Genomic DNA, 14,797 nt, shown 5'->3' on the forward strand with positions numbered 1-14,797 from the left:
TTTATGCCTGCAAAACAAACAGCAAAAGCGTTGTTCGTTGCTCGTACGTTCGGCGTTGCCTCACTGCTCGTACGCTACGCTGCTCGTTTGTAATTCGAACAGCGTAGCGCACGAACAACGAACAGCGAAGCGTACGAACAACGCTCTTGCTCTTATCACTTCTGCATATCTTAGACTAAAGTCAACTGAGCAGTCTCGTGATCCATTGTTATCATTGTCGCACTAAAAATAAGTGTCACAAGATTCATGAGAGGTTCAGACAATGCAGATAAATAAAACGCTACTCACAATGATAAGCGCTGGAGTCGTAACTGGCACCGCAGCCTTTAGTACCGGCGTGTTCGCTCAGGAGCAAGAGGGTACTGCAATAGAAGCTGAAGAGCGCATTCAGGTTATCGGCTCCCGGTTATCGATGCGCACCGCGACCGATGGTGCGGCTCCGGTTGATATTATTTCCAGTGAAGAATTAACGGCTAGCGGTATTACCGAAACCGCCCGCGCATTACAGTACGCAGTGCCAAGCTTTAACTTCCCTTCTTCATCTATTACCGATGGATCTGATGCAGTACGACCTGCGTCATTACGCGGTTTATCACCTGATCACACCCTGGTTCTGGTCAATGGTAAGCGGCGTCATATGAGTGCATTGGTCCACTTAAATGGTACCACCGGTCGGGGTAGTTCCAATGTCGATCTTAATGCTATCCCAATCTCGTCGATAAAGCGTATCGAAGTATTACGTGATGGTGCCGCTGCGTTGTACGGCTCAGATGCCATTGCCGGCGTAATCAATATCGTCCTCAAAGATCAAGCTGAGGGCGGCAGTCTGACCGCAGTCACCGGGCAAACATACGAGGGTGATGGTGAGCAGTATAAAGTCCACGGTAATGTTGGCTTCGAATTAGGTAATGACGGACATCTAACCTTATCTGCCGAATATCACCATAAAAACAAAACCAACCGCGCTGGTTTTGATCCACGCCAGCAGTATCCTCTGGTAGACGGTGAGCTTGACCCACGTGAACAAACGTTCGATCGCCTGAATCACCATGTCGGCGATGCCGAGTTTGAGAACAAAGCATTGTTTGCCAATGCCAGCATCGCTCTGGGCGACGGTGAGTTATACGCATTCGGTGGGGTAAGTGACCGCACCACGCAATCTGGTGCATTCTACCGGCGCGCGCTTGATTCGCGGAATATCATCGAAGTTTATCCGGATGGCTTCTTACCTCTGCTGACACCGGAAACCAGTGACGTCTCAGGCTACGTCGGCTACCGGTTTGATTTGGGTCAGTGGCAAGTTGACGCGAGTACGGGCTACGGCGAAAGCGAGTTCCAATACCGCGTCGAAAACTCAATAAACGCCTCAATTGGTCCCTCTTCGCAAACTGAATTTGATGCCGGAACTCTCATCACCGATGAAATGACCGCGACCGTCGATTTTTCACGCTTTGTTCCCTTTGTAAATAACTCGGATCTTTCGGTTGCCTTTGGCATTAGCTACCGTGAAAACAGTTATCAAATACGCGCTGGTGAGGAAGCTTCTTACATCGATGGCGGTTATAACGGACGTGCAGCGGGGAGTCAGGGCTTTACTGGCTTTAAACCTGAGTCGGAAGTTGACCAGTCACGCGATAATACCGGCGTCTATGTTGAAGTCGAGAATATGCTCACCGCCGATTTTCTGTGGGGAGCAGCAGTTCGTTATGAAGATTATTCTGATTTCGGTAGCAATACCAGCTGGAAGGTATCAGGCCGCTACGACCTAAGTGACGAATGGGCTATCCGTGCCACGGCAAACACTGGCTTCCGCGCACCCAGCGTGCAGCAGTTGTATTTCTCCAACATTTCGACACTTTTTGTCGATCGGGGCAATGGCTTACAACCTGAACAAAGCGGAACCTTCAACAATATCAGCGATGTAGCGCGCGAGTTAGGCATTGAAGGACTTGAGCCGGAAGAATCGCAAAGCTTTAGCGCTGGATTAGTATTCAATGGTTATGATGGCTTCACTCTGACTATAGATGCGTTCCAGATTGCCATCGATGATCGCATTATTCTCTCCGGCGACGTCAGTCCGCAAGACTCTGCTGCTGTAGCAGATGCTCTGGCTGCAAGTGGTGCGGATAATGCACGGTTCTTTGTAAATGCTGTCGATACCACCACGCGTGGGGTTGATGTTGTGGCATCGAAAACCTTCCAGTTCGCTGAGTACGGTGAACTGCGCACGCAACTTGCTTATGGTTACAATAAAACCGAAATTGATGACGTCAATTTACCGGCGCTGCTTGATGGTCTGGAAGACAACCTGTTCGATGGTGTAGAACGCACCCGGATGACACGCTCGGTGCCAAGAAACAGCGGTAGCATTGCGTTTACCCATACCCTGAGTGATTTAGAAACACGATTGGCATTTAACTACTTCGGCGATTACACACTGGAGAATAGTCAGGGCGTACAGACAGAGTTTGGCGCTAAGTGGGTGACCGACTTGTCAGCTAAGTATCGTCTGAACAACCAGCTTTCAGTAAGTGCTGGAGTACAGAACCTATTTGACGAGTATCCTGATAAGCAACGTCCGGGCAGTCAGTTCAATGGTATTTTCATGTACCCGCTGACTAATGCGCCATTTGGTTTTAACGGCGGCTATTACTATGCCGAACTGACGTATAACTTCTGATCCCTGCGTCGTTAAACCTTTGTCAAAACCGCCACTTTGTGGCGGTTTTTTTATACCAAAAAATCCTATTCTCAACAATAGTCGTTTTAAAACAATCACCTAACATGCTGGCACGTTTCTTGTATTACTTTAGGGGCAACGTCTTGAAGTGCTATCTATTGGAGAACATCATGGGAAACAAATCTACCTGGTTATGGGTTGTCGCGGCAATTATCGGTCTGGCACTTTTCGGTGATGAAGTACTGGGTTTGCTGGGTGCAATTATCGGCTTGGTAATAAGTATTGGTATCACTGGATTATTGATGATCGCAATAGCGCTGGGTGCTTTTGCTTTAGTGGTAATGGTCGGCGGTAGTGTTGCGGTGGGCTTGATGGTCGCTGCTGTAGCTTTGGTGGCAGTCTTATTTAGTTGGTTGTGGCCGTACTTGTTGTTATTCGGAATCATCTACTTATTGGTTCGTAAACGTCCGAAAGCTGTGTAAACTAAAGCCTTCTTTGATGAATGAATAAGGCAAAGTTATGAAACAGCTGGTGGTAGGCTTGGTGTGTTTGTTACTGAGTGTCAGTGTGCAGGCAGCGCAAGTCGAAGTTACTGAAGCATGGGTGAAACCAACGATTCCGGGTACCGTTAATGGTGCCGGTTATATGGTCGTGCGCAATCATGGTGATAAAGCAGTAACCCTACGCGGAATAGAGACTGCGGCGGCGCGTGCCGCTGAGGTGCATCAGCATGTGACCGGTGAAGACGGCATGATGCGCATGCGCCGGGTACCTGAGCTGGTGATTGGCCCTAACGAGTCTGTGACCTTTGAGCCTGGCGGCTACCACGTGATGTTCTTTGGTGTAAAGATTCCGTTTAAAGTGGGCGAAGAGGTTGCTTTTCAACTGCAGTTCGCTGATGCTGAGGCGCTAACGGTGAACGCCGAAGTGCGGCCGTTGCACTAACCTAAAATCTTCGCTCAGAATCGCAAGGAAAGTTGTCATGGTAGATGGTAAAGGTATCAAACTCGCCACACTGCTCGCGTGTAGCGTTCTCTCTGCGCCTGTCGCAGCCGATACAGTATTTGGGGTTTATGCCGGCGGGCAGTTTTGGCAAACGGACACCTCTGGCAGTTTCGGCAGTACTAATAACAATCCAGAGTTTGCCTTCGACGACGAGCAACAAAGTAGTTATTACCTTGCCCTGGAGCATCCGATTCCGTTATTCCCGAATTTAAAAGTACGGCATAACGAGCTCGTGAGTAACGGCCAGCAACGATTGAGTCAGGACTTTAGCTTTTTCGGCACTACCTTCAGTGCGGACAATCCCATAAATTATCAAACTGACCTTAGCCACACCGACTACACGCTCTATTATGAGCTGTTTGATAATGACCTGCTGACTTTTGATCTGGGTGTCACTGCCAAACGCGTGGAAGGCAATCTTGAAGTGCGTAGCCAGGAATTCATGCGGGCGAGCGCAACTGATGGGTGGATACCGACACTTTACAGTCAGTTACGGGTTGGTATTCCAGCTACGCCGTTTACCGTTTACGGCATTGCAAATGCGTTGAGCATTGACGACTCGAAAATTGAAGATTATGAAGCTGGGATTGAATACCGGGTAGTAGAAAACCTGGCTGTCGACCTGAATCTGCAGCTCGGTTACCGCGTCTTTAATATCGAGCTCGATGATTTAGATAACATCTACAGTAACCTTGAGTACCGCGGACCCTATCTGGGTCTCGAGGTACATTTTTAGGCTTATCCACCGTAGGGTGTTACCGTCGCGGCATCAAGCTGATAGCCAACCACGGCGAGCTCACCATCGGCCCGTTCAACTGTGACAGTGCCTTCGACCCAAACCGGGTTGAAGGCCTGACGTATCGGATAACCTTCCGGGAAACGAACCAACAATACCTGATTTGGTGGCGGTGGCGGCACGTGAATACAGGCGCCTTCATAGGGCACTAACAAGAACTCGGTGACCTTACTGTCTTCAGCTTGTAGCTGCACCACAAATCCCGGAATACGAATCTTCTGGCCATCTAAAGCTTCCACCACAGGCGCGTTTATTTCAGGTTGGCCCATCGCTTCAGGATTCATGTCATAGTAAGCCTGACTGCGCACCGGCGGTGGCGTGTAACCTTCAGGAATCAGGTTCTTCCATTCGATCTCGCGATAATCACTGGCACTGGCCGCTCCTACGGAAAACAATGCCACGACCGCCAAACTCGCTAACCAACTTTTCATCATAACTTCACCGTTAATCCATCAGCTAAAGCATTGCGATAGGCTCGCCATGCCGGATAGAAACTTAAGACGATGGCAGCGCCAATAATGGCTGCCAACAAGTATATTTCCCGCAAGGTTAACAGGCTGGCGGTGACCTGGATGCCCAGAGTGTTTTGTAACATATCAGCTCCGAGTACCAAAACTGCATAGAGCGCACCGGTACCTAATGCGGTACCTAAAATAGTGACCGCAGCGGCTTCGCAGACCAGCAGTCCCAGAATGGTGACTGGACCGGCACCAATAGATCGTAAGACCGCCATTTCGCGCCGACGTTCACGTAAACTGGCTAAAAGCGTGGTCAGCATGCCTAATAACCCGGTAATGACGACCAGTACTGAAATGGTCATCAGAGCGCGTTCGAACAGGTTTAAGGTGCGCCAGAAGTTCTGCAGTGCAAGACCGGGCATAATTGCTGACAAAGCTTCTTCATCATAGGTGTTTATCATGCGCTGCAGGCGCAGCGCAAAGGCGCGGTTTTCCAGGCCAAGCAGCACGGCACTCAAAGTATAGACCGGCGGTGCGGCCGACTCGCCTTGCTGGCTGTCAGCATGAGCGTAATCATGGGCGCTGTCATTGTCATGGGCGTGGTCACCAGCATGCTCATCGGCGTGTTCATCTTCCGGCTGATACTCGCCATGTACCAGTCCCTGACCGGCCAACGGAATAAACACGCCGCGGTCAATAGGAGTACCTGTGCGCGCCAGCACGCCTGCTACGGTAAAAGGATGCGCATCATGGGTGCTGAAACTGATATCGCCCGTACCATGGGATATGGTGACAGGATCATCGACGTTTAATTGCAACTCTGCAGCTGCCTCAGCACCTAGCACGGCGACAGTAGGCGTGGTATGGCTGGAAAAATCGGCGCCTCGCGCAAAGCGTAAAGGCTGTTTGCTGCCATACTGAAAGTGTTCAAATAGTGCGTCAGTAGTGGCAATTACCGGTAAGCCCTGCACACTATCACCCATCGCCATGGGGATATGCCATTCGACGCTGGGGAGTTGCTGAAGATAAAGGTAACTCTCCCAGCTCAGAGTGTTGGATAGATTGCCGATATGAAACACGCTGCTTAACAGGAGTTCCGTTGAACCGGTACGCGCGCCAACAATCAAGTCGGTGCCAGATATGGTGTTAGCGAAGTTTTCCTGGGTTTGCACACGGATACGCTCAACGCCAAGTAGCAATAAGGTACTTACGGCGATGGCGACAATGGTGAGCCAGACACTACCGCGGCGGTTCCACAAACTCGCTAAGGCTAGTTTAAACATGCTCACCTGCCGCGGCCTGATTGATTTCCTGTAACTCGATCGCGCGTGGAAAGTGGGGCGCTAGCGTCGCGTCGTGCGTGACAAAGAGTAAGGTGGTTTCTTGCTCTGCACAGGCCTCAAACAATAGCTGAATAAAGTCATCGCGGTGGGCCTGGTCAAGTGCCGAAGTGGGTTCATCGGCGATAATCAGTGCTGGGCTGCCCAATAGTGCGCGGGCTGCTGCAACCCGTTGTTGCTGGCCGACACTCAGTTGATGAGCGGGCTGCTGCTGTTGCTCCGCGCTCAGACCCAGTCGATCCAGCAAAACTGTGGCGCTTGCATTAATGGATGTTCCCGCCAGCCGTTGTCGGCGCGCCGGCGCGAACTGGCAGGCAAGGGTGACATTAGCAATGGCCGACAAATAGGGAAGCAGATTAAATTGCTGAAAAATATAACCAATCTCATTGGCGCGTAAGCGATCACGCTGGTGCTGGTTAAGCTTGGCAAGATCATGGCCAAGCACTTGCACTTGTCCGGGTGCGGTGGTGTAAATGCCCGCAATAAGACTTAACAGGGTAGATTTACCGCTACCGCTCGCGCCACGCAACAATACCCGCTCACCACGGGCGAGAGAGAGCTGTGGGATGCTCAGTAACGGCGACTGAGCACCCGGCCAGCTAAACTCAAGTTGATTTAGCTCAACACAGGTGCTCATTTGGCTTATTTAGCTTGTGCGCGTTCGAATGAGCTCAGGATTTCATCTTTAGCTTCATTGATGTCGCCCCAGCCTTCAATTTTCACCCATTTGCCTTTTTCGAGCTCTTTGTAATGCTCAAAGAAATGGGTGATTTGTGCTTTTAGCAGCTCTGGCAGGTCGTTCACATCTTTGATGTGATCATATTCTTTGCTCAGCTTGCTCACAGGAACAGCGACAACCTTAGCATCCTGACCTGCGTCATCGGTCATTTTCAAAACGCCAACGGGACGACATTTGATTACTGAACCAGGTTGTAATGGATGAGGTGTGGGCACCAGTACATCAACCGGGTCGCCATCAAGAGATAAAGTGTTGTTCACGAAGCCGTAGTTGCAAGGGTAAAACATTGCAGTAGACATAAAACGGTCGACCCAAAGGGTACCGGTTTCTTTGTCGACTTCATATTTGATTGGATCCGCATTGGCTGGGATCTCAATGATGACATTGACTTCTTCTGGCAAGTTTTTACCTGCACTTACATCACTCAAACTCATGATCGTTCCTGTTTGCTTAATTATGATAGAAAAATTAGGTGACTTATTATACGTCGGTTGCCGTCGAATGCGAATCCTGCGAGTCGGTTAAGTACTCCAAACAGGTTGTTACTTCCTGTGCCGAGCCTAAAATAACACCCACGCGTTGGTGTATGTGTTCAGGCTGCACTTCGAGAATCCGCTGTTCACCGGTATGCGCCAGGCCGCCGGCTTGTTCAACCAGCATCGCCATCGGGTTACCTTCGTACATTAAGCGTAATTTGTAGGGCTTATTGGGTTTGCGGTTATCGCCGGGGTAGGTAAATAACCCGCCACGGCAAAGTACGCGATGGACGTCGGCAACCATTGCCGCGATCCAGCGCATATTAAAGTTTTTGCAGCGTGGTCCGGTTTCACCCGCCAGTAAGTCGTCAACGTAGTGACGCATCTGCGGTTGCCAATGGCGATAGTTCGACATATTGATGGCAAACTCACAGGTCTCATTTGGTATTTCGATATCAGTATCAGTAAGTAAGAATTCGCCCACTTTCTGATCCAGCGTAAACATCCGTACGCCGCGACCTGTGGTGAACACTAACATGGTCGATGGACCATAAAGGACATAGCCTGCTGCTACCTGGTTAGTTCCCGGTTGCAGAAACATATCCTCACCTGAGGTGGTCTTGTCAGGTGTCGGCAGAATTGAAAAGATGGTGCCGACCAGGCTGTTGATATCGATATTAGAACTGCCATCGAGCGGATCAAAAGCGACCAGGTACTCGCCCGTTTTTTCGCCTTCAACGATCCCATCTTCTTCTTCAGAAGCGACCGCGCGAACATGTGGGTTTTCCAGCAGAATATCTTTAAGCAGCTGATTCGCAAGAACGTCGAGCATTTTTTGCGTTTCGCCCTGAATGTTCTCGTCCAGAGTGGAGCCGAGCACGCCAGCCAACTCACCTTGATGGAGGCGGAATGAAATTTCTTTGGCACAAATCTGCAGTGTATTTATGACTGAAAGAAGTCCCTCATCGACCTGATCACGGCGTAAAGTGGGAATTAAGCGTTGCATAACGTCCTCATTTGATGTGCTGCTCAAAATCGCGGCTAAGTTTACCGCAAAAAGAGGTAAAATGCCTGCAAGAATCTCCGTAAATTATGCCTGCATGCTACACTAGCCCCGTTTTTTAGCGCACGCAGTAATGCGATGGAACCACTGGACGAAATTATGCACATTCATATTCTTGGTGTCTGCGGCACCTTTATGGGCGGAATAGCCGCGTTGGCGAAGGCTATGGGGCACCATGTTACTGGCAGCGATGCTGCAGTCTACCCACCTATGAGCGATCAACTGGCGGCGTTGGGTATCGATGTTTACCAGGGGTATGATCCGGCTCAGCTTGAGCCACGACCTGATCTGGTCATCATCGGCAACGTGCTTAGTCGTGGTAACCCTGCGGTAGAGGCGGTGCTGAACCAGCGTATTCCGTATCGTTCCGGCGCCCAGTGGCTGCATGATGCCTTACTGCAGGATAAATGGGTACTCGCAGTCGCAGGTACCCATGGCAAAACGACCACCGCCAGTATGTTGGCCTGGATTTTAGCGCAAGCGGGTTATCAACCGGGATTTCTGGTGGGTGGCGTGCTGGCGAATTTTGGCTGTTCCGCACAACTTGGTGCAAGTGACTTCTTCGTTATTGAAGCGGATGAATACGATACGGCATTTTTTGATAAACGTTCCAAATTCGTACATTACCAGCCGTCAACTTTGATCCTGAATAATCTTGAGTTCGATCATGCGGATATCTTCCCTGATCTCGCGGCAATTCAGACCCAGTTTCATCATTTGGTTCGGATCATTCCGGGCTACGGTAAAATCATTTATCCGGTTGCTGACAGCAACATCGCCGAAGTGCTGGAACGCGGTTGCTGGAGTGAGCGGGCGACATTGGCATTGGCTGCCGACGGACCTGCCGCAGACTGGCAATTTGAGCTCAGCCAAGCCGATGCCAGCAGCTTTGTTGTCAGCCACGGCGCTGCGAGTGCGAGCGTATCCTGGGGGCTGGTCGGTGAACACAATGCCGCCAACGCCGTAATGGCAATGGCGGCGGCGCATCATGTTGGGGTCCCGTTAGACGTGTCCGCTGCGGCTTTAGGCGAGTTTAAAAACACCAAACGACGACTGGAATTGCTGGGTAGCCCAAATGATATTGCGATTTATGATGATTTTGCGCATCATCCGACGGCTATTACGAGCACACTCAATGCGTTGCGTGCGAAAGTCGGATCTGCGCGCATCGTTGCGGTACTTGAACCTCGCTCGAACACCATGAAGCGGGGCGTTCATGCCGACCAGCTCGGTGCAGCACTAAGTGCCGCCGATGCCTGCTTTATGTTACAGCCTGAAGGGTTACAATGGACCATCGCGGATTATGTTCCTGCGGCCACTGTGGCTCATTCGGTCGATGAACTTGTGGCGCAGCTGATGCGTACTCTGGAGCCTGGTGATCAGGTTTTGATCATGAGTAATGGCGGCTTCGGTGGCTTACATCAACGCCTGCTGCAAGAATTAGCTGACCAGAAATAAACAAAAGGTAGCTCTATGACGGTTTCAAGCCAGGCGATAACACTCGCCATCACCGGCGCTTCGGGTGCACCTTATGCGGTGCGTTTGTTAGAATGCCTGCTGCAGCAACAGCAGCAGGTTCATGTGCTGATGTCGAGCGCCGCGCGTGTGGTTTTCGCCACCGAGCTCAACTGGCAGCTACCTGCGGCTCCGCAAGCGATGGGTGATGCCTGGCGTGAGCACTTTAAGGTTAGCGGCGAACAATTGCAGGTCTATGGCAAAGAGCAGTGGTTCGCGCCTTCAGCGTCAGGCTCGGCTGCGCCAAAACGTATGGTGGTGTGTCCGTGTTCCACGGGCACCTTGTCAGCAATTGCCAGCGGCGCCAGTGATAACCTACTGGAACGCGCTGCAGACGTGGTTATTAAGGAACGCGGGCAACTGCTATTAGTGCCGCGGGAGATGCCACTCTCGGCGATACATCTGGAAAATATGCTTAAATTGGCGCGCTTGGGAGTCACAATTATGCCCGCAGCGCCAGGTTTCTATCATCAGCCAAAAAGTATTGATGATTTAGTTGATTTTGTGGTTGCGCGGGTGCTTGATCACCTCGGTTTAGAGCAAACTTTGCAGCCTCGCTGGGGCTACGGAGAGGAGTCGTAATTCGACATGAAAGCTTTATCGATTAGTAACTTACGAAAGACCTACAAAGGTGGGTTTGAAGCCTTAAAAGGTATTGACCTCAATGTTGAGGAAGGTGATTTTTTTGCCTTATTAGGCCCCAACGGTGCCGGTAAATCGACCACCATCGGCATTATCTCGTCGTTAGTAAATAAGACTGAGGGTAAGGTCAGTGTGTTTGGTTATGACCTCGACACCCAGTTGGTTGAGCTAAAACGCCAAATCGGTCTGGTACCGCAGGAGTTTAATTTCAATCAATTTGAAACGGTGCGTCAGATTGTCGTAAATCAGGCCGGTTATTATGGTGTGCCACGCCAGGTTGCCCATGAGCGCGCTGAACACTATCTCAAACAATTGGGATTATGGGACAAGCGTAATGATCCGGCACGTATGTTATCAGGCGGTATGAAACGCCGGCTGATGATTGCCCGGGCCCTGTTGCACGAACCCAAACTGTTGATTCTTGATGAACCCACGGCCGGTGTCGATATTGAGTTACGGCGCAGCATGTGGGACTACCTGCTGGAGATTAATAAGCAGGGGATTACGATTATTCTGACCACGCACTATCTCGAAGAAGCCGAGACCTTATGTCGCAATATCGCCATCATTGATCACGGGGCAATTGTCGAGAACACCTCAATTAAGCGCTTATTGGCGACCTTAAATCGTGAGACCTTTGTGCTCGATTTAAGTCGTGACGAAGATCAGCGCATAGAGCCTCAGCTAGAAGGTTTCACTATGCGGCAAACGGATGACCACACCATTGAAGTTGACGTGGAAAAGTCGCAAGGCCTGAACAAAGTATTTGATCAGCTCAGCGCACAAAACATTAAAGTATTGTCGATGCGTAATAAGGCGAATCGTTTGGAAGAGCTATTCGTCGACCTCGTGGAACGTGGTCGTTCGGCAAAATCAGCAGCGGGAGCTTAACATGACAGCGTCCTACAGTTTTATCGCGCTAAAAACCATCTGGATTAAAGAATGCACCCGCTTCCTGCGTATCTGGGTGCAGACCTTAGTGCCACCAGCCATTACCATGACCCTTTATTTTGTCATCTTCGGCAGTATTGTCGGTGAGCGTATTGGCGATATGAGTGGCCGTCCCTACATGGAGTTTATTGTCCCTGGACTGATCATGATGTCGGTGATCACCAACTCCTATTCGAATGTTGCATCCTCATTCTTCAGCGCGAAATTTCAGCGCAATATAGAAGAAATGCTGGTTGCGCCGGTGTCGACGCCGGTGATTATTGCTGGCTATGTTGGTGGTGGTCTGGTACGCGCGTTAATCGTCGCAGTGATCGTAACCTTAGTGTCCTTTACCTTTGTCGAAAACGTGAGTATTAATCACGCGGGTATTCTGGTGCTGACAGTAGTGCTGACCTCGACGCTGTTTTCACTGGCGGGGTTAATCAATGCAATTTACGCCAAAACCTTTGATGACATTTCCATTGTGCCGACCTTTATTCTGACACCCCTGACTTACTTAGGTGGGGTATTCTTTAGTGTCAGCTTATTGCCAGGCATCTGGGAAACTGTGGCGCGTGCCAACCCGGTGTTGTACATGGTCAATGCGTTCCGCTATGGCTTTCTGGGTGTTTCTGACGTCAATATTAGCGTCGCGCTGAGCGTGATTATTGGCTTTAATCTGGTGTTTTTCGTCACTGCTTACACCTTGTTGCAACGCGGGATAGGTATTCGTTCGTGAGTGCAATGGAATCGCGCCCGGTGACTACCAATCAGCATGGTAATCACGAGGATTTGACCCAAGTGGTGATGCGCCACCTGCGTTCGCCGTTTAAAAAGCCCATCCAGGAGCACAATCGTGAGGCCTTTCAGCAGGCGGCACAAGCGGTTGCTGAATGGCAGGGACCGATTATTTTAGATTCATGCTGCGGCGTCGGTGAAAGTACCGCATGGCTGGCGCAGGAAAATCCCGATGCGCTGGTGATTGGCGTGGATAAATCCGCGCATCGGTTGCAACGGCATGCCAACTATCAGACCGCTGAAGCCGGCCAGCGCTATTTGCTGGTACGCGCCGATTTACAGGATTTCTGGCGCCTGGCGGTTGAAGCTAACTGGCAATTGCGGCAGCACTATATCTTGTACCCGAACCCCTGGCCAAAAGCTGCGCACTTAAGCCGCAGATGGCACGGCAGCCCGGTATGGCCCTATGTAATGGCGCTCGGTGGCGAACTGGTGATGCGGTCCAATTGGGTCACCTATCTGACCGAAGTCGCAAGCAGCCTTGCCTTGGTCAACTGTACGGCCACGCTGCAACCGCTGCTCGCCAAACACCAGCCCATTACGCCGTTTGAACGTAAGTATCAGCGCAGTGGTCAGCAGCTCTGGCAATTAACTGCTACGCTGCCAGAAGATAGTCGCTATTTTTCTGCCATCGAGGCAGAATAATCAGCCTCGCGCAAGGCTGGCAACATAAGAAGGGTTACTACTTTGAGTGATCACGTTTTTGCTGAAGTGAGTGAAGAAGCGTTATTAAAGATTTTTACGCTGCCAGAAGCTCCGGATTCGACCTTAGGTCGCATTGAAAAGGACTTGTCAGAAAACCTGATGGGCTTTCTCGGCGAGCACATTGTGGCGCGCGAGAAACCTTTGCATGAAATTGAAACCAATTTTTCCGCCAGTGAAGTACCGGAACAGCCGCGCTATGTTTCCGATCATACCGAGTTTCTGCTTGATAATTTAGTGGCCCACTCGGTCCATACGTCGTCGCCACGGTTTATTGGCCATATGACGTCGGCGTTGCCATATTTCTTGCTACCGCTGGCCAAGCTAATGGTGGGTCTGAACCAGAACCTGGTAAAAATAGAGACCTCGAAAGCGTTTACGCCACTTGAACGTAATGTGCTGGGGATGCTGCATAATCTGGTTTACAGTCGGGATAAGAACTTCTATCAGCGTTGGATGCACAGTGCCCAGCACTCGCTTGGCGCCATGTGTTCAGGCGGTACGGTGGCGAATATTACGGCGCTGTGGGTGGCCCGCAACCTGTTACTCAAGCCCGCGCCGGGCTTCGCCGGAGTGGCTGCCGAGGGCTTTGCCGCAGGATTAAATCACTATGGCTACAAACGCCTCACGGTGATGGTATCTGAGCGGGGCCATTATTCGCTTTCCAAGGCGGCCGATATACTTGGCATTGGCCGCAATAATTTAATCGGCGTCGCTACCGATGATCGCAACCGTATTCGTATCGATAAGTTGCGCGAGGCATGTGAGCAGGTTGCCGCCGATGGTGGCAGGGTACTGGCCATTGTCGGTGTTGCCGGCACGACTGAAACGGGCCACATTGACCCCTTACCTGAGCTTGCAGATTGTGCCGCCGACATTGGCGCCCATTTCCATGTTGATGCGGCGTGGGGCGGGGCTACCCTGATGTCCAATAAGCATCGCCACCTGCTGGCAGGTATTGAACGCGCCGACAGCGTCACCATTGATGCTCACAAACAAATGTATGTGCCAATGGGTGCTGGCATGGTGCTGTTCAAAGAGCCTGGCATGGTTCGCGCGATTGAACACCATGCCGAATACGTGATCCGTCATGGTTCGAAAGATTTAGGTGCGCATACCATGGAAGGCTCACGGCCGGGCATGGCAATGCTGGTCTATTCGGCCATGCACGTGATGGGTCGTCGTGGTTACGAGTTGTTGATCGACAAAAGTATCGAAAAAGCCAGACAGTTCGCTGAACTTATCCGGCAACAGGATGACTTTGAGGTCATCACGGATCCGCAGCTTTGTCTGCTGACTTATAGGTTCGTGCCGAAACAGGTGAAAGTTGCGCTGGAACACGCCAGTGTTGATCAGGTGCGCCGGCTTACGCCGCATTTGAATGCCATTACCCGTTTTGTGCAAAAGCGGCAACGGGAGGCGGGACTATCATTTGTCTCGCGGACAAAATTAACTCCGGCACATTATCACCGTGAACCCACAGTGGTATTTCGCGTGGTGTTGGCGAATCCATTGACGACCCGGGAAATGCTTGAAGACGTATTAAAAGAGCAGCGTGAAATTGCTGCTCAGGCGATGGGATTGCGTGGTGCGCTGCATACGGAAATGCGTGAACTGGGCTTACTTTCACACAACTAAACGAGCAGCCCGCAA

Annotated in this window: 15 protein-coding genes; 10 read left to right on the forward strand and 5 right to left on the reverse strand. The window is 50.9% G+C overall.

From position 1 onward, the window contains the following. Positions 1–262: 262 nt before the first annotated feature. The 4 genes from CWI69_RS10790 (at position 263) to CWI69_RS10805 (ending at position 4,421) form a co-directional block, all read left to right on the forward strand. Entirely contained in the window at positions 263–2,680 is a 2,418-nt protein-coding gene (locus CWI69_RS10790) for a TonB-dependent receptor plug domain-containing protein (RefSeq protein WP_126764269.1), read from the forward strand. 170 nt (positions 2,681–2,850) lie between these two features. Further along, on the forward strand, positions 2,851–3,162 hold the full coding sequence (locus tag CWI69_RS10795) for a hypothetical protein (protein ID WP_126764270.1): 312 nt from the start codon (positions 2,851–2,853) through the stop codon (positions 3,160–3,162). 37 nt (positions 3,163–3,199) lie between these two features. After that, the gene (locus tag CWI69_RS10800; protein WP_126764271.1) at positions 3,200–3,625 is read left to right on the forward strand and encodes a copper chaperone PCu(A)C; all 426 of its coding nucleotides are present in this window, start codon (positions 3,200–3,202) and stop codon (positions 3,623–3,625) included. A gap of 37 nt (positions 3,626–3,662) precedes the next feature. Further along, complete coding sequence (locus CWI69_RS10805; RefSeq protein WP_126764273.1) at positions 3,663–4,421, forward strand: TIGR04219 family outer membrane beta-barrel protein; 759 nt, start codon at positions 3,663–3,665, stop codon at positions 4,419–4,421. 2 nt (positions 4,422–4,423) lie between these two features. Here CWI69_RS10805 and CWI69_RS10810 read toward each other — a convergent pair whose 3' ends face one another. From CWI69_RS10810 to CWI69_RS10830, 5 genes are read right to left on the reverse strand one after another with little or no spacing between them, the layout of a single operon-like run. After that, positions 4,424–4,915, reverse strand: coding sequence for a DUF3299 domain-containing protein (locus tag CWI69_RS10810; protein ID WP_241971101.1), 492 nt, complete (start codon positions 4,913–4,915; stop codon positions 4,424–4,426). Beyond that, positions 4,912–6,222 (reverse strand): ABC transporter permease, encoded by a 1,311-nt coding sequence (locus CWI69_RS10815; protein WP_126764274.1) that lies wholly within the window; start codon positions 6,220–6,222, stop codon positions 4,912–4,914. The genes CWI69_RS10810 and CWI69_RS10815 overlap by 4 nt, the downstream gene beginning before the upstream one ends. Next, complete coding sequence (locus CWI69_RS10820) at positions 6,215–6,916, reverse strand: ABC transporter ATP-binding protein (RefSeq protein WP_126764276.1); 702 nt, start codon at positions 6,914–6,916, stop codon at positions 6,215–6,217. Before CWI69_RS10820 ends, CWI69_RS10815 begins: the two co-directional genes overlap by 8 nt. 5 nt (positions 6,917–6,921) lie before the next feature. Further along, on the reverse strand, positions 6,922–7,452 hold the full coding sequence (ppa, locus tag CWI69_RS10825; RefSeq protein ID WP_126764277.1) for an inorganic diphosphatase: 531 nt from the start codon (positions 7,450–7,452) through the stop codon (positions 6,922–6,924). Positions 7,453–7,498: 46 nt separating this feature from the next. Further along, entirely contained in the window at positions 7,499–8,500 is a 1,002-nt protein-coding gene (locus CWI69_RS10830; protein ID WP_126764279.1) for a class 1 fructose-bisphosphatase, read from the reverse strand. Positions 8,501–8,656: 156 nt separating this feature from the next. Between CWI69_RS10830 and mpl the strand changes: the two genes are divergently transcribed. The 6 genes from mpl to panP are packed head-to-tail and all read left to right on the forward strand — an operon-like array spanning position 8,657 to position 14,782. Then, complete coding sequence (mpl, locus tag CWI69_RS10835; RefSeq protein WP_126764501.1) at positions 8,657–10,015, forward strand: UDP-N-acetylmuramate:L-alanyl-gamma-D-glutamyl-meso-diaminopimelate ligase; 1,359 nt, start codon at positions 8,657–8,659, stop codon at positions 10,013–10,015. 15 nt (positions 10,016–10,030) lie between these two features. Next, positions 10,031–10,654: a flavin prenyltransferase UbiX gene (locus tag CWI69_RS10840; RefSeq protein ID WP_126764280.1), complete on the forward strand. Its 624-nt coding sequence runs from the start codon at positions 10,031–10,033 to the stop codon at positions 10,652–10,654. 6 nt (positions 10,655–10,660) lie between these two features. Beyond that, positions 10,661–11,605, forward strand: a complete 945-nt coding sequence (locus CWI69_RS10845; protein ID WP_126764281.1) for an ABC transporter ATP-binding protein — start codon at positions 10,661–10,663, stop codon at positions 11,603–11,605. Between the two features lies 1 nt (position 11,606). Continuing rightward, a complete protein-coding gene (locus tag CWI69_RS10850; protein ID WP_126764283.1) occupies positions 11,607–12,383 on the forward strand; it encodes an ABC transporter permease in 777 nt (258 codons plus the stop codon). Continuing rightward, positions 12,380–13,087, forward strand: coding sequence for a tRNA (guanine(46)-N(7))-methyltransferase TrmB (gene trmB / locus CWI69_RS10855; protein WP_241971102.1), 708 nt, complete (start codon positions 12,380–12,382; stop codon positions 13,085–13,087). Before CWI69_RS10850 ends, trmB begins: the two co-directional genes overlap by 4 nt. 42 nt (positions 13,088–13,129) lie before the next feature. After that, the gene (panP, locus tag CWI69_RS10860; protein ID WP_126764284.1) at positions 13,130–14,782 is read left to right on the forward strand and encodes a pyridoxal-dependent aspartate 1-decarboxylase PanP; all 1,653 of its coding nucleotides are present in this window, start codon (positions 13,130–13,132) and stop codon (positions 14,780–14,782) included. Positions 14,783–14,797 lie beyond the last annotated feature (15 nt).

Source organism: Pseudidiomarina halophila (assembly GCF_003987215.1).
Lineage (GTDB): Bacteria > Pseudomonadota > Gammaproteobacteria > Enterobacterales > Alteromonadaceae > Pseudidiomarina > Pseudidiomarina halophila.